Source organism: Acetobacter sp. DsW_54 (genome assembly GCF_002153575.1).
GTDB classification, from domain to species: Bacteria; Pseudomonadota; Alphaproteobacteria; order Acetobacterales; family Acetobacteraceae; genus Acetobacter; species Acetobacter fabarum.
Genome location: NZ_JOPD01000020.1, coordinates 1 through 23,651, shown reverse-complemented (window position 1 = coordinate 23,651; position 23,651 = coordinate 1). Strand labels below are relative to the sequence as shown.

The 23,651-nt window shown below is 52.9% G+C and carries 24 protein-coding genes and 1 tRNA gene; 8 read left to right on the top strand and 17 right to left on the bottom strand.

Annotated features, from left to right (window positions below; genetic code table 11):
- Positions 1-64: 64 nt before the first annotated feature.
- The 5 genes from HK20_RS09165 to HK20_RS09150 all read right to left on the bottom strand — a co-directional run bounded on the left by HK20_RS09165 (position 65) and on the right by HK20_RS09150 (position 1,588).
- Positions 65-499 (bottom strand): hypothetical protein, encoded by a 435-nt coding sequence (locus HK20_RS09165; RefSeq protein WP_086646769.1) that lies wholly within the window; start codon positions 497-499, stop codon positions 65-67.
- A complete protein-coding gene (locus tag HK20_RS13305) occupies positions 496-618 on the bottom strand; it encodes a hypothetical protein (RefSeq protein ID WP_255375219.1) in 123 nt (40 codons plus the stop codon). The genes HK20_RS09165 and HK20_RS13305 overlap by 4 nt, the downstream gene beginning before the upstream one ends.
- Positions 615-839, bottom strand: a complete 225-nt coding sequence (locus HK20_RS09160; RefSeq protein WP_233129154.1) for a hypothetical protein — start codon at positions 837-839, stop codon at positions 615-617. Before HK20_RS09160 ends, HK20_RS13305 begins: the two co-directional genes overlap by 4 nt.
- On the bottom strand, positions 836-1,006 hold the full coding sequence (locus tag HK20_RS13230; RefSeq protein WP_233129153.1) for a hypothetical protein: 171 nt from the start codon (positions 1,004-1,006) through the stop codon (positions 836-838). The genes HK20_RS09160 and HK20_RS13230 overlap by 4 nt, the downstream gene beginning before the upstream one ends.
- 117 nt (positions 1,007-1,123) lie before the next feature.
- The gene (locus HK20_RS09150; RefSeq protein ID WP_086646768.1) at positions 1,124-1,588 is read right to left on the bottom strand and encodes a hypothetical protein; all 465 of its coding nucleotides are present in this window, start codon (positions 1,586-1,588) and stop codon (positions 1,124-1,126) included.
- A 96-nt stretch (positions 1,589-1,684) separates the two neighbouring features.
- Here HK20_RS09150 and HK20_RS09145 point away from each other — a divergent pair, with 96 nt between their 5' ends.
- A complete protein-coding gene (locus HK20_RS09145; protein WP_086646767.1) occupies positions 1,685-2,029 on the top strand; it encodes a hypothetical protein in 345 nt (114 codons plus the stop codon).
- Here the strand turns inward: HK20_RS09145 and HK20_RS09140 are convergent.
- Both HK20_RS09140 and HK20_RS09135 read right to left on the bottom strand, forming a co-directional pair.
- Complete coding sequence (locus tag HK20_RS09140) at positions 2,024-2,488, bottom strand: lysozyme (RefSeq protein ID WP_086646766.1); 465 nt, start codon at positions 2,486-2,488, stop codon at positions 2,024-2,026. The two genes, HK20_RS09145 and HK20_RS09140, sit on opposite strands and share 6 nt — an antisense overlap.
- Before the next feature lie 119 nt (positions 2,489-2,607).
- Positions 2,608-3,456, bottom strand: a complete 849-nt coding sequence (locus tag HK20_RS09135; protein WP_086646765.1) for an energy transducer TonB — start codon at positions 3,454-3,456, stop codon at positions 2,608-2,610.
- 407 nt (positions 3,457-3,863) lie between these two features.
- On the opposite strand from HK20_RS09135, the gene HK20_RS09130 reads away from it, so the two are divergent.
- The 4 genes from HK20_RS09130 (at position 3,864) to HK20_RS09115 (ending at position 8,792) form a co-directional block, all read left to right on the top strand.
- Positions 3,864-3,940 (top strand) — tRNA-Ile (locus tag HK20_RS09130).
- Between the two features lie 313 nt (positions 3,941-4,253).
- Positions 4,254-6,710 (top strand): membrane-bound PQQ-dependent dehydrogenase, glucose/quinate/shikimate family, encoded by a 2,457-nt coding sequence (locus HK20_RS09125; protein WP_086646764.1) that lies wholly within the window; start codon positions 4,254-4,256, stop codon positions 6,708-6,710.
- 69 nt (positions 6,711-6,779) lie between these two features.
- A complete protein-coding gene (locus HK20_RS09120; protein WP_086646763.1) occupies positions 6,780-7,670 on the top strand; it encodes a transporter in 891 nt (296 codons plus the stop codon).
- A gap of 153 nt (positions 7,671-7,823) precedes the next feature.
- Positions 7,824-8,792 (top strand): helix-turn-helix domain-containing protein, encoded by a 969-nt coding sequence (locus HK20_RS09115; protein ID WP_086646858.1) that lies wholly within the window; start codon positions 7,824-7,826, stop codon positions 8,790-8,792.
- Positions 8,793-8,805: 13 nt separating this feature from the next.
- Here HK20_RS09115 and HK20_RS09110 read toward each other — a convergent pair whose 3' ends face one another.
- Together HK20_RS09110 and HK20_RS09105 are read right to left on the bottom strand one after the other, a co-directional pair.
- Positions 8,806-9,285, bottom strand: a complete 480-nt coding sequence (locus HK20_RS09110) for a Dabb family protein (RefSeq protein ID WP_198943911.1) — start codon at positions 9,283-9,285, stop codon at positions 8,806-8,808.
- Positions 9,286-9,386: 101 nt separating this feature from the next.
- A complete protein-coding gene (locus tag HK20_RS09105; RefSeq protein ID WP_086646761.1) occupies positions 9,387-10,433 on the bottom strand; it encodes an aldo/keto reductase in 1,047 nt (348 codons plus the stop codon).
- 209 nt (positions 10,434-10,642) lie between these two features.
- Between HK20_RS09105 and HK20_RS09100 the strand changes: the two genes are divergently transcribed.
- Complete coding sequence (locus HK20_RS09100; protein WP_086646857.1) at positions 10,643-12,109, top strand: mannitol dehydrogenase family protein; 1,467 nt, start codon at positions 10,643-10,645, stop codon at positions 12,107-12,109.
- A 390-nt stretch (positions 12,110-12,499) separates the two neighbouring features.
- A complete protein-coding gene (gene fumC / locus HK20_RS09095) occupies positions 12,500-13,945 on the top strand; it encodes a class II fumarate hydratase (RefSeq protein WP_086646760.1) in 1,446 nt (481 codons plus the stop codon).
- 191 nt (positions 13,946-14,136) lie between these two features.
- Here fumC and HK20_RS09090 read toward each other — a convergent pair whose 3' ends face one another.
- Positions 14,137-15,453, bottom strand: coding sequence for an MFS transporter (locus HK20_RS09090; protein WP_198943915.1), 1,317 nt, complete (start codon positions 15,451-15,453; stop codon positions 14,137-14,139).
- A gap of 100 nt (positions 15,454-15,553) precedes the next feature.
- Here HK20_RS09090 and HK20_RS12975 point away from each other — a divergent pair, with 100 nt between their 5' ends.
- On the top strand, positions 15,554-15,721 hold the full coding sequence (locus tag HK20_RS12975; protein ID WP_158093049.1) for a hypothetical protein: 168 nt from the start codon (positions 15,554-15,556) through the stop codon (positions 15,719-15,721).
- A gap of 231 nt (positions 15,722-15,952) precedes the next feature.
- Here the strand turns inward: HK20_RS12975 and HK20_RS09085 are convergent, their stop codons facing one another.
- The 7 genes from HK20_RS09085 to HK20_RS09055 all read right to left on the bottom strand — a co-directional run bounded on the left by HK20_RS09085 (position 15,953) and on the right by HK20_RS09055 (position 23,563).
- Positions 15,953-17,383 carry a tetratricopeptide repeat protein gene (locus HK20_RS09085; RefSeq protein WP_233129152.1) on the bottom strand — a complete coding sequence of 477 codons (1,431 nt, stop codon included), beginning with the start codon at positions 17,381-17,383 and terminating at the stop codon, positions 15,953-15,955.
- Positions 17,384-17,511: 128 nt separating this feature from the next.
- A complete protein-coding gene (gene trpS / locus HK20_RS09080; protein ID WP_086646757.1) occupies positions 17,512-18,513 on the bottom strand; it encodes a tryptophan--tRNA ligase in 1,002 nt (333 codons plus the stop codon).
- A 338-nt stretch (positions 18,514-18,851) separates the two neighbouring features.
- On the bottom strand, positions 18,852-19,352 hold the full coding sequence (locus HK20_RS09075) for an FKBP-type peptidyl-prolyl cis-trans isomerase (RefSeq protein ID WP_086646756.1): 501 nt from the start codon (positions 19,350-19,352) through the stop codon (positions 18,852-18,854).
- A 42-nt stretch (positions 19,353-19,394) separates the two neighbouring features.
- Entirely contained in the window at positions 19,395-20,636 is a 1,242-nt protein-coding gene (locus HK20_RS09070; RefSeq protein ID WP_086646755.1) for an argininosuccinate synthase, read from the bottom strand.
- 118 nt (positions 20,637-20,754) lie between these two features.
- A complete protein-coding gene (gene rlmN / locus HK20_RS09065; RefSeq protein WP_086646754.1) occupies positions 20,755-21,969 on the bottom strand; it encodes a 23S rRNA (adenine(2503)-C(2))-methyltransferase RlmN in 1,215 nt (404 codons plus the stop codon).
- 120 nt (positions 21,970-22,089) lie between these two features.
- Positions 22,090-22,677, bottom strand: coding sequence for a hypothetical protein (locus HK20_RS09060; RefSeq protein WP_086646753.1), 588 nt, complete (start codon positions 22,675-22,677; stop codon positions 22,090-22,092).
- Positions 22,678-22,801: 124 nt separating this feature from the next.
- Positions 22,802-23,563 carry a TlyA family RNA methyltransferase gene (locus HK20_RS09055; RefSeq protein ID WP_086646752.1) on the bottom strand — a complete coding sequence of 254 codons (762 nt, stop codon included), beginning with the start codon at positions 23,561-23,563 and terminating at the stop codon, positions 22,802-22,804.
- Positions 23,564-23,651: the final 88 nt, after the last annotated feature.

The window sequence follows — 23,651 nt, the reverse complement described above, 5'->3', positions numbered from 1 at the left end:
TAAGTGTTTGTTCTTCGGAGGAAAAGTTAATTAGTGATTGTTTGTGGACTTCTGAAACAGTCACTTAATTTTTGAATTCGTGTTGCATATTTTCCTTTTGTAATATTGAAATCTGTTCGCAAGCCAGCACCAGTGGCCGACAAGCTGAGTAAGGCCCCAGAAGGGTGGCATTTGGCCCAGTGTATTCCACCTGCGCCACGCGCTCCTGCCGCAACCGGACGACAAGGTGGCAGGTGCCATGACCGGATAGGTCCAGTTCTAGGCTCATTGGCCCCTTGATCGTAAATGGACCTTGCACTTGCTGGTCCTGCCGCCACTGGAGAACCTCGCCGTCTGGCAGAGTGGCCACGTTGTCTGGCACCCCAGCACATGCAATCAAGTCGGACCGGTTCATGCCCAACAGATCATGCTTGGCTCGCAGAGGTAGGCTGGAGCAGGCGGATGCCAACAGCAGCAGTCCAAAACTTGCGAATTTACGCAAGTTCACAAATCGGTTCATAGATCGTCTTCCTTATCCGCACGGGTTCTGAGCCAGCGCACGGTTGCGGCAAACAGAACAAAGGCGAGGCCAACGGCCCCGCCTCCCAAGATCAGAAAGAACTCGTTATCGGGCGTCATGCGTTCTGGATCGCAGTGTTATCGGCCACGCACTTGGCAATAATCACCTGAATATCCGCATCGGTCGGGCCAGTGCCGGATTTGCTCTGCTCGATTGCGGCAATGATGGTGGCGTAGATTTCCGGCCCGTATTTTTCGGCCAGTTCCACCACTTCCCCCACAACGCCAAGGATCGCGCCAGAAGCGGCGGCAATGCCTTCCATGGTTTCGGCTGTACTCATTTGCTGGTGTCTCCCGTCTTGCAGGCATCCGGGATGGTGTCCGTCTTTACACCTGCCCAGCAGGTCTGGAACGAAAGCAGCGCCGACTGGAGGCCGGAAACACTGGTCTGGGTCAGGGTGTTATTGTTCTGGATGGCCGTCTCCAAAACAGTCAGCTCGTTCACCACGGTCTGGCTGGATTTCTTGACCAGGACTTCTGTTCATCGCTCAGATGCACCCCCGGCACTTTGCCTGCCATCACATCAGGCATGGGGCTTGCGGCCACATGGTAAACGCTGGCCGCGTCAAACACGGTCTGCCGAAGTTTGGCCTGTGGTGTCTCTCCACAGGCTGCCAGGCCAAAGCCCAGAACGCCTACCAGCAGGACCGGCACAACTGGAACCGATGCTTTTACCCGTATTGGCCGGAGCTGATGCGGCCACAGTGTTCAGGGCTGATGCCGTGGCCCCGAACAGGGAGCCAGCAGGCAACGTATCGGCAATAATCCGGACAGCCGCAGGGCCAATGTCCTTGTGGCTGGCCACGGCCTGCATGGCCTTGGCCAGATCGTCCCGCTGGCCGGTCAGGGCGGTAAGCAGTCCGCTGTTGTCGCTCGCCAGCAGGGGCAACACGGCAACCAGCAGGGCGGCACTGGCATCTGATGTGATGACATGGAACCACGTTGCCACCAGCGTGCCCAGGAACAGGCCAAGGGCAAAAAAGGGGGGGGGCTGCCGCAGGTATGCGACAACTTTTTTTAGAGGAGGCATATTGTTTCTTTCTGTTTGGTAAGGTTAGGAAGGGGTTCAGACTATTTCCATGCTGATCTGCGTGAGGCATGGACAAACCGCATTCACGAGGATCACATGAAAAAATATCTGCTTCTGACAATGGGTCTTGCTCTGTCCGCCTGCGCCACTAGCCCCGATAAAATTAAAGCTGAGTATGTGCCTGATACGGCATACGCCAGCCTGTCATGTCAGCAGCTTGGAGAAAGTGAACTGAAGCAGGCCGATACGGTCTCGCAGTTGTACAACAGCCAGAGGCGTGCCCATAAGACTGATACATGGACAGTTCTTGCTGTGGGTGTCCCGCTTTCCGGCATGTTGGATGAAGACAAAAAGGAGCAGTTCGCTCGCGAAAAAGGGAAGCTGGATGCCATCCATCGCGTTCAGGCTACCAAGAGCTGTCCCGGAACTAATAACTCATAACGCACCGACCCACAGATGCCATTCGGCTTGCCGCCTGCGTGTCAGCCCTGGCACGGTGATGAGCTGTCCGTTTTTGTGCATGTGGTCCCACAGCAGAAGCTGCTCTCCAGCCTGCATGTCGTGGCCAGCATTGAGCAGTTTGAGCAGCGTGGACCCGGCGAGGGCCGACAATCCAAGGTTGAAAGCAAAGTCCAGCAACGCTGCCTCCCTGCCGGGGAGCAGCGGAGCATGCACGAGCTGGTGCAGTTCGGGCTGGATGCGCCGGAGCGTGAGCAGCAGCAGAGCGTCTGCCTGCTCCGCCGTAATGGGTGCGGTTCTGGCTGTTACGGCGGCCCCGTTGGCCAGAAAGCGGTTCCCGTAGCCAATGGACAAGTAACCGGCGGGGCAAAGGTAGGGGGCAAGACGCAGCCCCTCGAACTGGCGGCACAGATCTGCCGCCATGCTGATCGGGTCATTCATTCGGTTGTCCGGATATGAATAAAGCCGCACGTGGCAGCCGGGAAGGTGGGCTAGTTTTCTGGGGATAGGGTGGGATTAGTCCATCGGGATGTTAAAACCGCAGGGAACAGCCATTAATATTAATTTTGCACCAATGTATACTTTATTATTACCGTAATTTTCTTCGGTTTTTTACTATGAGATAGATTTGGTACAGTTTTTCCCACAAACATACCCATTGCTGCATTGTCGAGAAGAATGCTACCGGATGATTTGGAAAAACGTACGGATTGAATTTTTCCCTGAGGACCAATCCAAATTTTCATTGTTGTATAGCCTTCAATGCCACTTCTGGCTGCTTCCATAGGATAATATATCTGCTCTGACATCCATAAGTCCAAAGGGGTTTGGGGTTGAGGTTTACTAATTGTTGGTGTCGTTTTTTTGTGGTGATACGCTGGTAATTGCGGATACTCGAGCTTATAAAAATCATTCGAAATTATAACCAAATATTCATAATAAATATCCTGAACTTTTCCATCTGCATTGACGTGTTTTATTTTTTCCAGATTATAAATACTAAGAAATTTTTTCCCCTTAATTTTTGTATGAACTGGACAGCGCGCATCTTTTTCGTCCACTCCGTCTGGTTCTTTGTAGGGCTGATTTACAATAGGGTGGTGGTGTGTTCGCTTATACGCAGGACTATTCGTAACAAGTATTTGCATCTGCTGGCGTATAAACTCTGATGCATGCCGGGAGTGTTGGATGGACTGGCATAATGTACCTGCTTCCAGAACTGCAGATAAATGCTCCGGACGCATAGGATCGGGATTCCAATAGGGAGAACAGGATGTTTCCGAAAAAATAAAACAAAACAATGCCATTTTTATAAATGTTTTATTTCTAAATTTGCATTTCATATCATGACATTCTTTGCGATTATTATTAATTTTGAAAATAAAATTATTAGATTTTTTTATTAACATGCAATCTATATTCCTATTGATTTTAACCTTTCACATTATGAAAATCTTTACTCACTCCTTGTGCCAGAAAATAATCCCCTGCGTCATGGAATGACGATATGTGAAATATGCATTCAATGCTCATATCCCACAACGCTGCGTCAACGGGATGAGCCTTTATCAGTTTGTGGCATGGTATCCACTAAGGCCCAATAAATAACACTTTAGCGGTCTTGATACTCGTTTTGTCGCGCATACCTGGCTCGCCATCTGGCGGGCCGGCTTGGGTTCCACATGTTAATAACAACGCAGAGGCCGGATATAGCCTGAAAAATATGCCAGCATGTCTTTTCAGCTTACAAGATGATCTGTATGGCTAAGGCAGAAGGCGTGCCCATGGTAATCCGGGGTAACGCCTACAATATCGTGCGCTGGTAGCTCAGTTGGTTAGAGCGGGCCGCTCATAACGGCTTGGTCGCGGGTTCAAGTCCTGCCCGGCGCACCATATTTTCATTCGGTTTTTGTATCTGGCACCATGCATCTATTTTCCGTTTTATCGGACTGGCGCTTAAGGCCCACATTCCGCCGGCATTGGACCGGTTCTTTCGCCTCAAAATACCTGTAGCTTGGCTAACCTGTCTCATATCTGAAACAGGTTAGGTTTTTTGCTACAAACATCTGTGAGCACGGCCATATCAACTGTGGCAATTTCTGGGTGCTTCCTGTTCATCAAACGAAATTGGCTGTGGACAGGGGCGGTGTAGCGGCCTGCCCTCCATGTTTCGGGCCGACTGAACACATTCAGAGAGACACACAACATGCGAGAGAGTAATAAGGGGTTATTTTCAATTATAACCTCAGCCTTACTGGCTCTGATCGGGCTTTTCCTGTTTTTTGGTGGGGCAGAACTGCTCTTCCTGGGCGGATCCTGGTTCTATATTCTGGCGGGCGGCGTTATGCTGGCGGCAGCTTTCAGTGGTTTTAAAAACCCAAAGCTTGCCAGCCGCCTGTACGCAGCCCTGCTGCTGGTAGCAACGGTCTGGTCCCTTATTGAAGTTGGCTTCAATATCTGGGGGCTGGAAGTTCGGCTGTTTACGCTCATTGGCCTCGGGGCATGGCTCCTGCTGCCATGGGTCTGGCGTACAGGGGCAGACTGGCTGACCGACAAGCGTGAAGTGCTGGGGGCAGTTGCCGTTTCCACTCTTGTGGTTGTGGCTAGCTGCTTTGCCTCTTACTCCATTAACGGTACGGTACCGGCTGATCGCATGGCCGCACAGGGGCAGACTGATCTTGCTGCCAATGGTGTGGCAGATGCAGACTGGTCAGCTTATGGCCGCACGGTTGGGGGGGACCGCTACTCTCCCATCGGGCAGATCACTCCCGCCAATATCAGCCATCTCAAACGTGCATGGATGACCCGTACGGGCGACGTGCAGCAGGATGGTGAGGGCACCGTTGCCGGGCCTGATCAGGGGCATGAGTTCAATCTGGAGCTGACCCCGATCAAGGTGGGTGACACACTTTACATGTGCACCCCCCATAGTTGGGTGATGGCTGTGGATGCCCTGACAGGGAAGGTCAAGTGGAAGTTTGACCCCAAGCCTGCAACGGCTGATCTGGACAAAAACGTGTATCTGGCCTGCCGTGGTGTTTCCTACTACCACGTCCCGGACGAAATTCAGACCAGCTGCCGCAACCGCATCTACTCCCCTGTGGCAGACGTGCGTATGGTTGCTGTGAATGCCGAAACCGGCCAGCCGTGTGATGATTTCGGCGACCATGGCTTTATCTCCCTGCGCGATTACCTTGGCCACGTGCCGCATGGTTTCCACTTTGTGACATCGCCCCCCATGGTGGCCAAAAACCGCCTGATTACCGGTGGCTGGATTTTTGATAACCAGGCCAATTTTGAACCTTCCGGTGCCATTCGCGCATTCAACGCCACTACAGGTGCCATTGAATGGGCATGGGACGTTGGCCACAACCCCGAAACATGGAAACCCGGCCCGAATGATGTGCTGACGCGTGACACCCCGAATGCCTGGGGCGTTTACACGGCTGACCTTGATCTGGGGCTGGTTTACATTCCTACCGGCAACTCTCCGCCAGACAACTGGGGTGGCTCGCGCCGTCCGTTTGACGATGCCTCTTCCAGCGCCACGGTTGCTCTGGATATTGAAACCGGTGAACGTCGCTGGATTTACCAGACCGTGCACCATGACCTGTGGGATATGGATATTCCTTCCGGCCCATCCATGGTGGACCTGCCCGGCCCGAATGGGGAAAGCATTCCCGCTCTGGTCCAGAGCACCAAGCGTGGGGAATTCTTTGTGCTTGACCGCCGTACGGGCCAGCCTGTTCCCGGTTATCCGGTTGCGGAAAAACCCGTACCCACGGCCGGGCATGTGGCAGATGACCGCGTATCGCCCACCCAGCCATACCCCACGGCCATGCCCTCCCTTACGCCGCCGGATCTGAAAGAATCTGACATGTGGGGCGCAACCCTGCTGGACCAGATGATCTGCCGCATCCAGTACCGTCAGTCTGCTTATGATGGGCAGTTTACGCCGCCACATCTGGGCCAGACCACCATTGTCTATCCCGCGTTCTATGGCGTTGTGGACTGGCAGGGTATTACCATTGACCCGCAGCGCAAGCTTCTGCTGGCCAATGCAAGCTACCTGCCGTTCCGTATCCGTCTGGAAAAACGCCAGACGCTGGAAGGCCCCGGCACCCTGCCGAAATGGGACGGTAAAGGCGAGGAACCCGCTGCCAAAGGCGATGCACTATCTGTTTCACCTGACTATGGCACGCCGTACATTGCCTACACCAACCCCTGGCTGAATCCGCTGCAGATCCCCTGCAAAGGGCCGGTCTGGGGCACACTGACCGCGATTGATCTTGTCACCAAGAAGATCGTCTGGCAGCACCCGGTTGGCACCACGCGGGATACAGGGCCTTTCCGCACCCACAACAACCTGCCACTGCCTACAGGCATGTATAACATTGGCGGGAACATTGTGACCAAAGGCGGCGTGGTGTTCATGGGCGCCACAGCAGATGATTACCTGCGTGGTTTTGACCTCTCCACAGGTCAGGTCATCTGGCAGGACCGTCTGCCAGCAGGTGGTCAGGCAACCCCCATGTCTTATGAGGCAGGCGGCAAGCAGTACGTTGTGATTGCTGCAGGCGGCCACGGGGGCCTTGGTACCCGTAGCGGTGATTACATCATCGCCTACACGATCGATGGCGCACAGGGCTCCAAAGCCCAGTAACGCGCCTTCCATGCGGGGCTCCTGATTTTTCTGGAGCCCCGTTTCTTTTTGAATACGGAAATCCTTCTGATGCGTCTGACAGAAAAGCCGGAGCGGCTGCGCTCTTTGCTTCGCCTCGTCATACCCGGTGTGGTTCTGGTTTATGCGTCTCCCGCTTACGCTGCGGATGTGACACTCGGCATTATTGGCCCGCACGAATATGATCTGCCGGTCGATTTCAAACCCTTTAACGTGCTGGTGCAGTATGGGGATGGAAACGCTGCGGGCAGCACATATAACAGCCTGGGCCAGCGGCAGGCCCGTGGGGGCAGCCATACGTGGGCGGGCATGACCAAATATGTGCATTTCCGCAGTTTTGAAGCCATTCCCCACGTAGGTTTTGCCTTTGAGCTGATCCAGTCCGAGAGTTATTCTCTGGCGAATGGCACGGATTATGGGGGGCTGGGGCCAACCATTGTAGGGCCAGCTGCGTGGTTCAAACCCAATGCACACAGCACCTTTGGCATACAGACCTTTATGCAGACGCCAGAAGGGACCCGTGATGCAACATCACCCCATTACTGGTCCAATATTTCCAGCTTTATATTTGACTATGAGTGGGAACACTTCAGCTTCGATGGGGATGCCGGCACCGTTGTAGGTTCAACAAAACACGTAAAGGGTGCTCATAGTTATTCACCCGGCGTGGTGTTTTACTCCAATTTACGCTTCAGCTGGAAAGCAACTCAAAAACTGGAACCGTTTGTTGCGTTTGACTGGCAGAATGTAACCGGCACATACGACAATTCGGCCAAACGTTACCTTAATGATTCCAATAGCAGGGAAACAACATTGGGGCTGGGGTTGATGTATAACATTTCCAAGCATTTTTCGGTAACTGGCCGTTATTCACACTCCCTCGAGGCGCGCAATACGCCCGAAACCAACGCGTATTATGTGAAGTTTGTCTACCTTTGGTAAAAGAAATGCATAAGCAACATCCCACTCTTTCACGTTGAGGTAAAATTTTCTTTAAATCCTGTTATAATGTGCAGTATCATGCCGACCGGGTTCAGGCCTCACATCTTTGTCGCGCACGCAAAGGATAGTACGGGTTAACTGGTGGAAGACTGCATGAATGGCAACCAGAGCAGGGCAAGAATAGCGGAAGACGATATTCTGCCACACCCGGTGCACGAGAGAACTCCAGCGACAAGCGATACCTGTATCCAGCAGTCATGGGAGCGATGTGCCTCTGCCTATAATCTGGACCCCTCACAGGGGTGGATAGCCGATGTGTTATCCGGGGCAGAATTCAGGCAGGTCAGTGGGCGTTCATCCCTTTTGCTAAAATCTGCCATGGGGGAGATGCGGCGGCTTTTTGAGCTGGTGCAGGGCATGGGTCTTATGGTGCTACTGGCAGACCCGGATGCAACCATTCTGGCCCGCTGTGTGGACGAAACCCATTTGTCAGTCTGCCGCAGGCTCCATTTGCGCAAAGGAGCCATCTGGCATGAATCCGCTGCAGGCACGAATGGTGTTGGCACATGTGTAAAGGAAAAATGTCCTATATTTCTGGGGCAGGGGGAACACTGGCGGTTCTGCTTTTCACTTCTGGCGAGCTATGCCGTTCCGGTTTTTGATGCTCAGGGGCATGTAGCGGGAGCCCTCAATCTGGCCGCCCCCAGTGGAAACAGCACCAGACCCTACGCCGCGCTGGTCATGGATACTCTGCTGCAGTCAGGCCGCCGCATAGAAGAACACCTTTTTCGTGAACATTATGCAGGCCAGAAAATCCTGACCCTTGGTCCAGCTGAGGGATGCTCCTCCCTTCTCGTCGCCCTGAATGGCGATGGAGATGTGACCGGAGCAACACATGCCGCCCGCCTGATGATGGGATGGACGGATGACATGATCAAAGACCACCCCAACCTGCTGACAGAGCTGGAATCAGGTTCCGAAATAAGCCTGCAAAAAGCGGAAGAAAGCGTAGTCAGATCCGCACTAGCGGCCAGCCACGGCAATGTGGCCGCCACAGCTCGTAGTCTGGGTATTAGTCGGGCGACCCTTTACCGCAAAATGAAGGGGCTGCACATTCAGTAGCTCTGTGTGGTGTTCAGTGCTGCCCGCTTGCCTCTACGGGAAAGTCAAAAACAACGACTTTTTCCAGATACGGCGCGGCAAACGCTTTAAAGGCGTCATGCGCAGGATCAAAATAACGTGGATCGGTTACAATTGGGCGCCCAACGTAAAAATTACGGTCTCCCTCGGACCGGAAGGTCACCAGGTAAGCCTGTTCCAAGCCAATATCCGCATTTTCTCCACTGATCTGTGGTCCGGTTTCAATCGAGAGGACTGGCGCTGAACCATCTGAACGACGGGAAAGGTGGCGTAGTGCAATGAAGCGTTTTGTAACCTCATTGCGCTCGGCCTGTGTTGTTTGTGGGTTAAAGCGGAACATAACCATATGCCGCACTAAACCGGGCTTGAAGTCCGGCGCAGTAAAACGGGCTGCGCCGGTTATATGCGCTTCATTACGGATTTGCTGCGCCGCTTTGCTCAACTCTGGCGCGGCCAGAACTGGTCGTGCCAGCATACCGAATGCCGCCAAAGACGCAAAGCAGGCACTCAGCGCCAAGCGCGCTATTCTGCTTTTTAATCTCGTGCGGCACACAGTCATCATAAATTATAGAGCAATCAGGGAGCCGGGTTGGAGTGAACCTGATGGATCGCGTTTATTTTTGCTTCCAATTCAGGAGTAATTACCAGATCCAGAGAACCAAGAATGGTTTCAAGCTGCTCTATGCTGGTTGCGCCAATAATATTGGACGTAACAAACGGCCTACTTGTTACAAAAGCTATAGCCAGTTGCACCGGGTTCAGCCCTTCCTGCCGGGCGAGGTCCATGTAAGCACGGATTGCCTCGTCCACACCGGGTTTTTCGTAACGCTGAGCGCGATTAAAAAGGGTCGTACGCGCACCGGGCGGCCGGGCACCATCCAGGTATTTGCCCGTCAGGTAACCTTGGGCGAGGGGAGAATAGGCCAGAAGCCCCACACGCTCACGCAGAGCCATTTCTGCCAGCCCGATTTCGAACGTACGATTGATCAGGTTGTACGCGTTCTGAATGGATGCAACACGCGGCAGACCGGTTTTGGAAGCCGCCAGAAAACTGGCAACACCCCATGCTGTCTCGTTGGAAAGGCCGACATGGCGGATTTTCCCTTCAGCCACAAGGTCGCCCAGCACGCCCAGTGTTTCCTCCACCGGCACGGAATCATCTGGCGGGAGGTCCTTGAACGTGGTCCCGCCTTCTCCAAACAGGCCAATAGTGCGGTCGGGCCAATGGAGCTGGTACAGGTCAATATAATCTGTGCCCAGGCGGCGTAGGGAACCTTCCAGAGCATAGCGGATCTGGCGGGGGGTCAGGCGCGCCTGCTCACCACCCGGCCGATACCACGGGGATGATGAACGCCCCACAACCTTGCTGGCAATAACCAGTTTTTCGCGTCCGCCCCGGGCTTTAAGCCAGTTGCCGATAATGGTTTCCGTTGCTCCATATGTCTCGGCCCGCGGCGGAATGGCGTAAAGTTCGGCTGTGTCGATAAAATTGATACCCCGTTCCAGCGCCAGATCAAGCTGGGCATGCCCTTCAGCCTGCGTGTTCTGCTGGCCAAAGGTCATTGTACCAAGGCAGAGTTCACTCACCATAATGCCAGTACGGCCAAGTTCGCGTTTGTTCATGTTATGCCTATTGGATAGAGGGTAAAATGATTTTGGCATCATGGAAGATAACATGCGCCAGAACAAGGGGAGGGGAGCATAATGAAAATAAATATTAAAAATTACACAATGAGTAATGAGAATATTATAATAACTTAATGTCCGTGTTGAAATTTGGGATCAGACCAATTACAGTTGCCGTTCTGATTGTAAATATTTTGGAGGAACGCATGCTCACTCTTGAATGTCTTGGCAATGTGAAGTCTCCTGTGCATTTACCAGACTATAACCCGCTGGATATTAAGGCAGGTATTGTTCATTTTGGTGTTGGTAATTTTTTCAGGGCGCATGAAGCATTTTATATTGATAAAATCCTCAAGACAGAACCAGACTGGGGCATTATCGGCGTTGGCCTGACAAAAGGCGACCATTCCAGCAAAAAAGCCGCATTGTTCCATGCGCAGGATTGCCTGTATTCCCTGACTGAATGCGCTCCAAGGGGGGATCGTTCCGTGCGGATCATTGCCGCATTGCGGGATTACCTGCTTGCCCCTCAAAACCCACAAAAAGTGCTGGAGCATTTAAGCAATCCCGATATCCGCATCGTGTCCATGACCATAACTGAAGGTGGTTATAATATTAACGAAACCACCGGCATGTTCGACCTGAGCAATCCGGACGTGCAAAGCGACCTGCAAAACCCCGAAAACCCACAAACCGTTTTTGGGTATGTTGTGGAAGGTCTGCGCCGCCGGCGCGCTGCGGGAACAAAAGCGTTTACCATCATGTCCTGCGACAATCTGCGGCATAATGGCGATGTTGCCCGAAAGGCTTTTCTTGGTTTTGCTCAGGCGCGCGACCCGGAACTGGCCGACTGGATTGCGCGGAATGCCACGTTCCCCAATGCCATGGTGGACCGCATTACCCCAACCGTTACAGCAGATATTGCCAAAGCCCTAAATACTGCCAGCGGGCTGGAAGATGATCTACCTGTGGTGGCGGAGGACTTCCACCAATGGGTGCTGGAAGATAACTTTGCCAATGGACGGCCAGACCTGGCCAAAGCCGGCGTGCAGTTTGTAACCGATGTTACGGATTATGAGCACGTTAAAATCCGCATGCTCAATGCCTCTCATATCATGCTCAGTTTCCCAGCAATTCTGTTGGGTTATGCGCATGTGGATCAGGCGGTAAAAGACGCCGCACTCAAGCAGAACGTGGAAAACTTTTTAACCCGGGATGTTATTCCAACTCTCAAAGCGCCGCCCGGTGTGAGCTTGCAGCATTATATGCAAAGTGTCCTAAGCCGTTTTTCCAACCCCGCCATGGCCGATCAGACCTTGCGTATTGCCAGTGATGGCTGTGCAAAAATTCAGGTTTTCTGGACACAGACAGTCCGCGATCTGCTCCTTGGCCACAAAGACTGCTCCCGCATTGCTTTTGGCATTGCCGCGTATCTGGAAATGCTGCGAGGCATCAATGCGCAGGGGCAGACTTATACAACGTCTGAACCAGCCTACACGGCGGAGCAGGAAGCCCTTGTGCATTCTGATGATTATGCCGCTGGTTTGAAGCTGCCTGCGTTCGATGCATGGAGGGATTTGGAGAGTTCTGCCTTGGATCAGAAGGTCATTGAACTGCGTAAAATTATACGCACTCAGGGTGTTCTGGCGGCTCTGGCAACATTGCCCACGTAACGCCCGCTTAAGCAAAGCCTGTGTGTGCGGTTTAATGCATACACATCAGACTACTGGCGGGCAGAGAGAACCGTTTTTTACGGAATGTTTCCTCTGTTCGCGTTAGCCCTCCAAACGCATAGATAACCTTTTCCCAAGAGTTCCCACATTCGCGTTATACAGTGGAACCGCCTGATTTGCAGGCCGTTGGGGTGGCATGTATCAAATGCCCCTTCATGCCAATCGAAGCCAGAGCAATGCGCTCTCTCCACCACATATAGGGGGTGGACTTTCGGCCTGTCCCCGCAGTGTCGCGTGGCATATGGCTGGCATCACGCTTCAAAAAACAATGAAAACATATCACCCCAAAGGGGCTGTTTGTCTGGAACGTTACAGTGGGAGCGGCAGAAGATGACAGAAACTTACACGCTACGGGACGTAAGCATTGGCATAGACGCGACCGGCACGCGACAGGAAACTGATTCCATGGGCACAATTGATGTGCCTGCCAACCATTACTGGGGGGCGCAGACACAGCGCAGTCTGGTGCATTTTTCCATTGGGCAGGACCGGATGCCCATAGAGCTTTGCCGCGCTTATGGCATTGTTAAAAAAGCTGCAGCACAGGTCAATCTGGCAGATAACCGGCTCCCCAACTGGAAGGCCGCCGCAATTATTCAGGCAGCGGATGAGGTAAGCTCTGGCCTGCTAGATGCCGAGTTCCCGCTTTTTGTCTGGCAGACAGGCTCGGGCACTCAGACAAACATGAATGTGAATGAAGTTATTGCCAACAGAGCCATTCAACTCCTAGGTGGGCAGATTGGCTCCAAAACGCCCGTGCATCCCAATGATGATGTGAATATGGGGCAGTCGAGCAATGATTCATTCCCCACAGTCATGCATGTTGTCACATTGCTTGAAATAGAAAATACCCTTGTCCCGCAGGTAGAGGCGCTTATTGCCAGTATCCGGGCCAAAGCCGATATGTGGAACGCCGTAGTCAAAATGGGTAGAACCCACTTGCAGGATGCCGTGCCCCTAACGGTAGGGCAGGAATGGTCTGGCTGGGCACAGCAACTTGGAACCACGCTGAATACGCTCCGTGCAGCCCGAGCGGATCTGGCTGAACTGGCGGCCGGTGGCACGGCTGTTGGTACGGGCCTGAACGCCCCCAAGGGCTTTGGCAAGGCAATTGCCGAACATATTGCGGTTTTGACCGACAAGCCCTTTGTAACAGCCCCCAATAAATTTTCCGCTCTGGGCGGTCTGGACGCCATGGTGCGCGCATCGGCCGGGCTGCGTGGCCTTGCCGTAGCGTTAATGAAAATTGCCAATGATATGCGGTGGCTCGGTTCCGGTCCGCGGTGTGGGCTGGCAGAACTTAACCTGCCGGAAAATGAACCCGGGTCTTCCATCATGCCCGGCAAGGTTAATCCCACACAATGTGAAGCCCTGATCATGATTGCAACGCAGGTGTTGGGGAATGACGCTACGGTTGCGTTTGCGGGCGCTCAAGGCAATTTTGAGTTAAATGTCATGCGCCCGGTCATTGCCGCAAATGTGTTGCATGCGATCCGCATTCTGGCTGATGGCTGCAAAAACTTCAGAGTCTTTTCCGTTGAAGGAACAACCCTGAACGAACGCAACATCAAACATTACGTGGAAGTCTCGGTGATGCTGGTTACAGCACTCAGCCCCGTTATCGGGTACGACAAAGCATCTGCCATTGCTCACCGGGCTATGGCGCGGAACGAGACACTTAAAGAAGCAGCCTTGGCTTCAGGCGTAAGTGAAACAGTTTTTGATCAGACTGTGGACCCGAGCAAAATGGTCGGGAATGGCCTTGCTGGGGCTTAAAATCTGCTCGTAACAGTAGGTCAAACGGCTTGGCTACCTAAATCACCAAAGCTTGATGCATATCATTGCGGTGTGATCGTGCTGGGGAGCAACTTCGGCCTTGTTGAAAGACAAAACTTCTTGGCGGAAGTGGGAAAGGGAGGTGTAGAGCCTCCCTTTCTTTTTGTGTTCGATGCTTTTTTAACCTGCGATCAGGCTGTTTGCTGGGCACCGTGGAAATCGGCCGATCTGGATTGTTTTTTCTTTTTTTCCAGCATTTCAGTATGCCGGTGCGCTTCGGGCGAAATACGCAGGCATAGGGTCAGCACCCCGGCCAAAAGATAAAGACCAGAAAAGCTCCAGATCACGCCTTCCAGCCCCATCCCGAACCAGGCTTCACAAACGCTGACAACCGCCGGCCCAACCCAGGTGCTAGCACCAGCGCCCAACCCCAGAATGGACAGGGCCGCAGCTTTTTCCTTTGGGCAGATCAGGGGCATCAGGCCGGACATGGGCACAAATGCAGCAACGGTGCCCCCATAAACAAAGCCCGCGATTGCCGCCAGAGTGAAGTTACCGGGGTACCACAATGGCACATAGTAAAAGAGAGGAATGGTCACACAGCAACCAACGCACCCGCCAATGGCAATAACAAACCGGTGGCCAAGCTTGTCAGCCAACATCCCGGCGGCAAGGTTGAACAGAATGTTGCCAAGGAAGATCAGCGAAAGCAGGTCCAGCCACTGCGACTGGGAGAAGTGAAGCTGATCCACAAAAAAAGCGGGCATAATAGCCAGAAAGGCATATTCGGATGATGTGTTAATGGTCCGGATAATGCCGGAAACCAGCGTTTTGGGCTCACGCCACATGATGCTGACAGACCCGAAGAAAACCTGCTTTTTATCGGCATTAGCAGCAACCAGCGGTTTGGAGCCAATGGGCTCATTAACCAGCAGCAGGGCTATCAGACCACCAATAATCACCAGCCCCAAAGAGCACCAGAAAGTCGCCAGCTCCCCTATGTAAGGAATGGTGTAGCGCGCAAACTGTGAGCCAAGAGTTGGCAGGCCCGCAGAAAAGGAAAACCAGAACCAGCCCGCAGCAGAACCCAGCATCCGCGCAGGAGTAGCAGCCGCAATCCAGACCAGAAACCCATACGCAAACAGCGGATAGGCAAACCCACGCAGCGTATAGAACAGCAGGGTCATGGACAGGTTATCCGGCCCTAGCCCCCAAGACAGAAAACCCACTTCCAGCAATGCCCAGAGCAGCAGGCCTGCCCACATGGTACGCCGTGGCCCAAACAGATCGGATAATGGCCCTGCCAACCATGCAGAAAGCATGACGGTAACACCATACGTTGTGAACATAAGGTTCACATCACCCTGACTGTGCCCATGGTGGAGCATGTACGTGTCAAGGTATCCGGCTTCCACGCCATCGCCGACCATAAACAGAAGCAGACCGACAAAACCAAAAAAGAGTGGTTTAGGTATGCCCAAAAAGGCGGCAAGACCACGCGATTGCATGGATGACTGAGGGCTTGTCTCTGGCAAGACGCTCTCTCCTTATATAATTTTTGCAGCCTGCTAAGGTTGAGCTACACCCTAAGGAGCAAGGGAAGCAGGCATGCGTGATGCTGGCCCGGAATATAATTCAACGGGCTATGAAGATACGGGCACGAAAACGAGATCGCGCATCACGGGGACAAAAGCACAGTTGCGTGCTGTTGCAGTAATTTATAACGGCAGCACACTATCGGTTCAAGATATTTTTTATAAATACATATGCAAATAAAGAATATTATTTTCAATAATCATTCAATATGACAATTATAATGAATTATACTATAAGTAAATGTCCATGTTTTTATTGATTAACGTGCGAATGAATTTTTGAAAGTCAAATTGATTTTTTTTTGACATCGCCAAAAAACATAGGAGCAAAAGATAACGCAGCCGTGCCTCCTTCCATCAAAATAAGAGAGGCTGCGGCGTATTTTTTATAATTCAAATAAATAAAAAACAACTACTTTAAATTGTAAGTTTTTTCTTCCAATTTCATTAAATCGGAAACTATTTTATTAATGGGAGTAGCCCAGTCAAATGGTTGTGGCTGCTGGTAGATACGCAGATTACTGTACCACGGCGAATCTGTTCGGCCGGAAAGCCAACGCCAGCACTGGTCAAAACGTGAGAGCATCCATACTGGTTTTCCCAAACCTGCTGCCAGATGCACAACGGATGTATCAACAGAGATCACCATATCCAGATTAGCAATCAGCGCTGCTGTATCATCAAAATTATGCAGAAGATTGGCATGGTTAACCAATTTCATGCCCGCAGGCGGGGCTTTGGCCTGAATGCTTTTTTCTCCAACCTGCAAACTGTAAAACAGAATATTGGGCACCTGTGCCAAGGGGGCCATGCTTTGCAGGTTTATGGACCTACGCTGATCCACAAACTCCACGTAACGAACCTCCCGGTGGGGTGAGCCTGCCCATACCAGACCAATTTTTAGTGTGGGTGACGCGGACATAAAGAACAGGTCTTTATCCAGACGAGCCTTCCAGTCAGCAAGCCTGGCTGGGTCAGGAGTAAGATAACCACTGGCCAGCGGAATTGTATCCAGCGTTGTGCCCAGCAGATATGGCAAACTCCCAACTGAACATTCCAGATCGTGGGGAGGGGCTACCTCATCGACAGTAATAAACAATTGTTCGGGGAATGAGCGCTGCAGAAGGGTCAATAACTCCTTGCGGACTTTGACAATAATGCTTCCGCCCCGTTGGGCTGCATACGGAACAAAGCGTACAAAATGCAGCATATCTCCAAACCCACCTTCCGTGTGGATAAGCAGAGTCTTGCCAACAAAAGACTCTCCATTCCACACCGGGCCTTGCAGGTTATGCTTGCCTATGATGTTGCTGTTCCACCGCCATTCATACGCCTTAAAACCTTTCTGATAATCTCCGTGCGCCAGAAGGGAGAGCGCGTGATTGGTCCGGTTTTGTCCGTTTTCTGGCTCTATCTGAATAGCTGCGTTATGAAAGTTCAAGGCAAGTTCATGCCGCCCTTGGCAATCCAGCGCCACGCCCAGATTACTGAGCGCGAGTGCATGCTGAGGTTGCAGTGTCAGACACTGTTTATAAGCTTCAATGGCACCGCTATAATCTTGCAATTCAAACAGGACATTCCCAAAGTTTGACCACGCATCAGGCATATCCGGTTTAATACGCACGGCACGGGCAAGAAGGGGCTTGGCTGTTTGAAACTCCCCCAACGCACACAGCAGGCCACCATAATTGCTCAGGGCGTAAGCATTGTCCGGGTCCTGTTCTAGCGCCACTTTATACGCGGCAACGGCTTCGTGCATACGATTGGCACGTTGAAGTGCCACAGCATCCATAACTTGAGCATCTGACAAAGCGGATGGTTCAGAAAAAGAATGCTCTGGCATGATCATCCAACCCAGCTTTAATTAAAACCGACACAAACCCTAATGCGCCAGATCACCACGTGATCACAGACATGCACAAGACAGCTCTCTGCAATATGGCTGCACAGGCCTATTGCAGAGGAGAATAGTCAGAGCGGCTTTACAAACCCGACCAGTTTTTCTGCTTCAGCAACAATTGGTTCAGCAATAGCCTGTGCACGCTGTGCACCGTTATGCAGCATTTGCACCAGATGCGTTTCGTCTTGTAAAAGCTGGCTGGTTTTTAGCGCAATCGGGGCAATCTCGTTGACAACCACCTCTGTTAAAGCTGCTTTGAACGGACCAAACCCTTGCCCCTGATGCAAATCCAGAACCTGCTGCACGGTCTTGCCAGACAAAGCCGCGTAAATGGAAACTAGGTTTCTGGCTTCCGGACGGTCTGCCAGACCAGAAGGGTCTTCTGGCAGTACGCCAGTATCCGTTTTGGCACGCCTGATTTTTAACGCAATGGTGTCTGCATCATCGGTCAGCTCAATCCGGCTCTGGGCTGAAGGGTCCGATTTGGACATCTTTTTTGTCCCATCGCGCAGGCTCATGACACGCGCCGCCTCTGGCGGGATAAGCGCTTCTACCTGTGGGAAAAATTCGACGCCATAATCATGGTTAAACTTCTGGGCAATATCATTGGTCAGTTCCAGATGCTGCTTCTGGTCCTCACCCACGGGTACCCGGGTTGCCTTGTAAGCCAGAATGTCGGCAGCCATCAGGTTAGGATAAACATAAAGACCGGCGGAATGGTTTTCCCTGTCTTTACCTGCTTTATCCTTGAACTGCGTCATACGGTTCAGCCAGCCAAGCCGGGCGACACAGTTAAAAATCCACGCCAGACGCGCATGCGCCGAAACAGCGGACTGATTGAACAGAATATGACGCTGGGCATCAATACCGGATGCCAGCAGAATGGCTGCCTGCGTAAGCGTATGTTCGCGCAGTTTGGCGGGCTCCTGCCAAACCGTAATGGCATGCATATCCACAAGGCAGAATACACATTCATGATCAGCCTGCAGGTTAACCCAGTTCCGAATTGCTCCCAGATAGTTGCCAAGCTGAGGAACACCCGAGGGCTGAATGCCAGAAAAAATACGTTGCATACGGAGTTATCGCTACTGTCTGTAAGGAAAAAGAAAAACCATTCGGCACGCTGCATTTTTTTACAAAATACAGAAACAAGGCGACAAAAGTAGATTAGTCCACAAAATGGTTTATGCGTTTTTGCTTTGTGTAAAGTGATATAGCCGCCTGATCAAAACCCATAGTATTGCAGCATTTTTGTAACTAACACCCCATGGACAATCATAGCCGGGAGGGGAGGGGGCTTTCCTGCTGTAAAAAACCCGCTCCACCTTGCCCCTCAAAAGCGGTCCCTTTCAGCAGAATACACCACAAGAGGAAGGAAACGCCCTAAGCACGGCACAATGTACACCAAATATTATGGCGTGTTGTGCGTATGCTCGACCCCAAGCAACTGGATGCGGAAAACCAGAGGGCTATCCGAGGGAATAACCCCCATGGACCGGTGCCCATAACCCAACTCCGGCGGCACATACAGCATCCAGGTATCCCCCACATGCATCAGCGGCAGGGCTTCCATCCAGCCTTGCACCAGACCGTCCAGCGGCATCTGCATATAGGCACCATTGCCATGCTGGTCGGAGCCGTCAAAGATGGAGCCATCGGGCAGACGGCCTTCGTAAATCAGCATCATCACATCCCCTTTACGGGGCTGCTCACCATCCTTGGGGCCAGATTCCAGCACTTTATAAGCCAAGCCATCTTTTAGCACCGTAACGCCCGGTTGCGAGCGCAGCTTTGCCATCTGCTGCGCTGGCGTCAGTTCTGCTTCTTCCGCCTTATGGCCACCGCAGGCGGTGAGCGAAAAGGCCAGGCTGGCCGCAAGTATGCTTGGAACAAGAGAAAATCGACGGGACATGGTACTGATGTGCTCCCTTACAAAATTCAGAAAAAGTGGCGCTTAGAGCGCGCCACCTTTACGGCCGATCTGTGCTCCCAATCTCAGGCGCAGCGCGTTCAGCTTGATAAAGCCCTGAGCGTCTTCCTGATTATAGGCGCCTTCATCGTCCTCAAATGTCACAACGCGGGTATCATACAGGCTGTTGGGGCTTTCACGACCCACACAAATCACATTGCCCTTATACAGCTTCAGCCGCACCCGCCCGGTTACGGAATGCTGGGAGGCATCAATCAGAGCCTGCAGCATACGACGTTCAGGGGAGAACCATAGGCCGTTATACAGAATGGAAGCATAGCGCGGCATCAGGCTATCTTTAAGATGCATGGCTTCACGGTCCAGAGTGATGGACTCAATGCTCCGATGTGCTGTGAGCAGAATTGTGCCGCCCGGCGTTTCGTACACACCGCGGGACTTCATGCCCACAAAGCGGTTTTCCACCAGATCAAGCCGACCGATACCGTTGGCTTTGCCCAGTTCATTCAAACGGGCCAGCAACGTTGCGGGGGAAAGAGCCTCACCATTAATGGCTACCGGGTCACCGCTTACAAAGTCGATGGTAATTTCTGTCGCACGGTCAGGTGCTGCTTCTGGTGCAATGGTCCGCTGGAAAACAATTTCCTCAGGTGCAACAGCCGGATCTTCCAGCATTTTACCTTCGGAGGAAGAATGCAGCAGATTGGCATCAACCGAGAACGGGGCTTCGCCGCGCTTGTCCTTGGCGATGGGGATCTGGTTTTCTTCAGCAAAGGACAGAAGGCGGGTACGGGAGGTCAGGTCCCATTCACGCCAGGGGGCAATAACCGTAATGTCGGGTTTAAGGGCGTAATAAGCCAGTTCAAACCGGACCTGATCATTACCCTTGCCCGTAGCCCCGTGGGCAACGGCATCTGCGCCAACAGCTTCAGCAATTTCAATCTGGCGCTGCGCAATAAGGGGGCGGGCAATAGATGTGCCCAGCAGGTACTGGCCTTCGTACAGGGTGTTGGCACGGAACATCGGGAAGACAAAATCCTTCACGAATGTCTCGCGCAGGTCTTCCACAAAAATTTCCTTAACCCCGAACATCTCGGCTTTTTTGCGGGCGGGTTCCAGCTCCTCGCCCTGCCCAAGATCGGCCGTAAAGGTCACGACTTCGCAGCCATAGGTCTTTTGCAGCCATCTCAGGATAACGGACGTATCAAGCCCGCCCGAGTAAGCCAGAACAACCTTTTTAACGTCTTTTTTGGCGGAAGTCGCGCCCATGCACCAATCTCCTGATCACTCTGAATAACAGGTTTGCCTTTCTCCTATCACCGAGAAAGCCCCGGAGCCAGAGCGCTTTCCTGATGAAGCCGCGTTCTGGCCGGAAAAAAGTATGTTTTTATGCAGATGGCGTGTTTCTTGCTCTCTCGCTCGCCGTTTTCAACTGCCCACAAGCAGCCAGAATATCGCGACCACGCGGCGTGCGAATGGGGGAAGCAAAGCCTGCATCCATCACAATTTGTGCAAACCTGTTCTGCTGTTCGCGCGTGGAGGGGCGGTAGTCGCTGCCCGGCCAGGGGTTAAATGGGATCAGGTTCACCTTGGCAGGGATATCAGAAATCAGCCGGACCAGTTCTCGAGCATCGGCTTCGCTATCGTTTACACCGCGCAGCATAATGTATTCAAAGGTGATGCGGCGCGCATTGCTCGCAGCCGGGTAACGACGGCACGCGGCCAGAACCTCTTCAATCGGGTATTTGCGGTTGAGAGGAACAATTTCATCACGCAGATCGTTCCGCACGGCATGCAGGGAGACCGCAAGGTTGATTCCCAGTTCATCCCCGCAGCGGTCCATAAGCGGCACCACACCGGATGTGGAAAGTGTAATACGCCTGCGGGAAAGGCCAATCCCTTCGCCGTCCATGATAATGCGCATGGCTTTGGCAATGTTTTCGTAGTTATACAGAGGCTCGCCCATCCCCATCAGCACTATGGTTGAGAGCAGGCGAGGGGTGTCCCCCTTGGGGCTTGGCCATTCACCATAGGAATCCCGCGCAGCCATGAACTGGCCCACAATTTCGGCCGCGCCAAGGTTGCGCACCAGCTTTTGGGTGCCGGTATGGCAGAAGGTGCATGACAATGTGCACCCAACCTGAGACGAGATGCACACAGCACCACGGTCTTCACGCCGGTCAGGAATATAAACGGTTTCCGCCTCCTGCCCGTCACGGAAGCGGAAAAGAAACTTCCGGGTCTCATCCTGCGAAGTCTGCACGGTTGTTGGCTCAGGGCGTGCGATAATGAATTTTTCAGCCAGTTTTTGCTGGAGCGGCTTGGCAATGCTGCTCATGAGCGAAAAATCCGTAACACCCTGATGATAAATCCAGTGCCACAACTGCTTGGTCCGGAATGGTTTTTCACCAATTTCGACCAGAATTTCGGTCAGTTCCTCGCGTGACAGGCCAACAATGTCCCGCCGCCCATCTGCCGTAACCGCAGAAGGAGGGCTGAACAGGGCAGCCTTAGCCAGAATGCGCGTACGCTCCTCGGCATTCAGTGCGGTAACAGCAGCGGCATCAGCAGGAATTGAGGCAGAAGGAACGGGAGACGACATGAGGGTATGCACTGTTTCATAAAATGAGGAGAGAAGGGTTCATAACAAAAAAAGAGGCTGACAGATACCAGCCTCTTTCACCAACCGTCATCTGCTCAGAATATGGTGCTTTTCCGCCCCTTACTGGGCGGCAGGCTGGTTCTGGCCTTTAAGGGCATTCTGGAGCCACGAGGCCATTGTCATTTTGGACGTATCCACATTATCCAAGATCATGCCAATGGTTTGCGCGGAATACGCATCAGGCTTTGTATCAGCCGAAATGGGGAAGGACGGACGGGTAATCTCAATGGTCAACGCAGGCGGTGCAGGCTTGTCGTCACCAACGTTCATGGCAGCCGGCGCGGGTGATTCTTCCTGTATATCAGCAACAACCGACAGCTTGGTTGCTTCCGGATTTTGCCCAAAATAGAGGTAAGCGTACGTAGCCGCGGCAGAAAGCACATCCTTGACCGTCTGGCGATACAGATCAGCCGTGCCAGCATTACCCTCCACATGCAGGGTTGCCGGGTCCGCTTTGATCGTCAGCACACCAGCCTGCATATCATCCTGCAGCAGCAACCCATCCTGTTCATAACCGCGCAACAGAACACTCCCGGTTTCCGTCGCCGGGTATGATGCCGCAGATGGATGATAAGCCGGAGCGGCCCAGACATATGAGCTGGAAGCCAAAAGGAAGGCGGCGCCAAACAGTGTCGCTATCTTGCGCATGATTCTGTGTTGCTTCCCTTACAATGGTGAACTGATTTTTGCTTTCTCTCAGAGAATTGTGGCAAAAAAATTGACCATCTGCCATGCAAAAATCGGGAAGCAACCTGAAAATTTAATTTAAGGTTTACACACAGCCGCTGCAGTTTATGCCTTTTCGCTGTGCAGCTATCAGGAATTCCTTATTACCTTCCGGCCCGGTAATGGGACTGAGCTCAATACCCAGCACCTCCCACCCCGGCAAGGAGGACCACCATTCCTGAATGGTGGCGCACACGCTTTCATGCACCAGAGGATCGCGCACAACGCCTTTTGCGCCAATCTGCTCACGCCCGGCTTCAAACTGGGGTTTAATCAACGCTACGGCCCAAGCATTATCCGCCGCCAGACCAAGGGCTGCGGGCAGGACAGTGCGCAAGCCAATAAAGCTGGCATCACACACAATGACTTCCGGCGCGACCGGAATAAGCGTGGTATCCAAGTAACGGGCATTGCACTTTTCCAGCACGCTCACCCGCGGATCGGACCGCAGCTTCCATGCCAGTTGTCCATGCCCGACATCCACAGCATAAACATGCTCAGCACCATGGGTCAGCAGTACATCCGTAAAGCCACCGGTAGAAGCACCAACGTCCAGACACTGGCGCCCGGCCGGGGAAAGACCGAAATGCTCCAGAGCATGCGCCAGCTTGCATCCCCCGCGTGAAACCCATGGATGCTCCTGCCCCTTGAGTTCCAGAGGGGCATCTTCCGCCAACTGGTCTCCCGCTTTGGCGACGCGCTTGGAGCCGCTAAAAACCAGCCCTGCCATAATCAGGGCCTGAGCTTTTGTGCGACTCTCGACCAACCCACGATCGACTAGAATCTGATCAGCGCGACGCCGGGCCATGCCTTCAGGCCGTCCGTTCTTCCGTGAGGTTAACACCCAGTGCGTTAAGGGCGGTAGCGACGATGTGGGGTGCGGAGAGCCCGGCCTC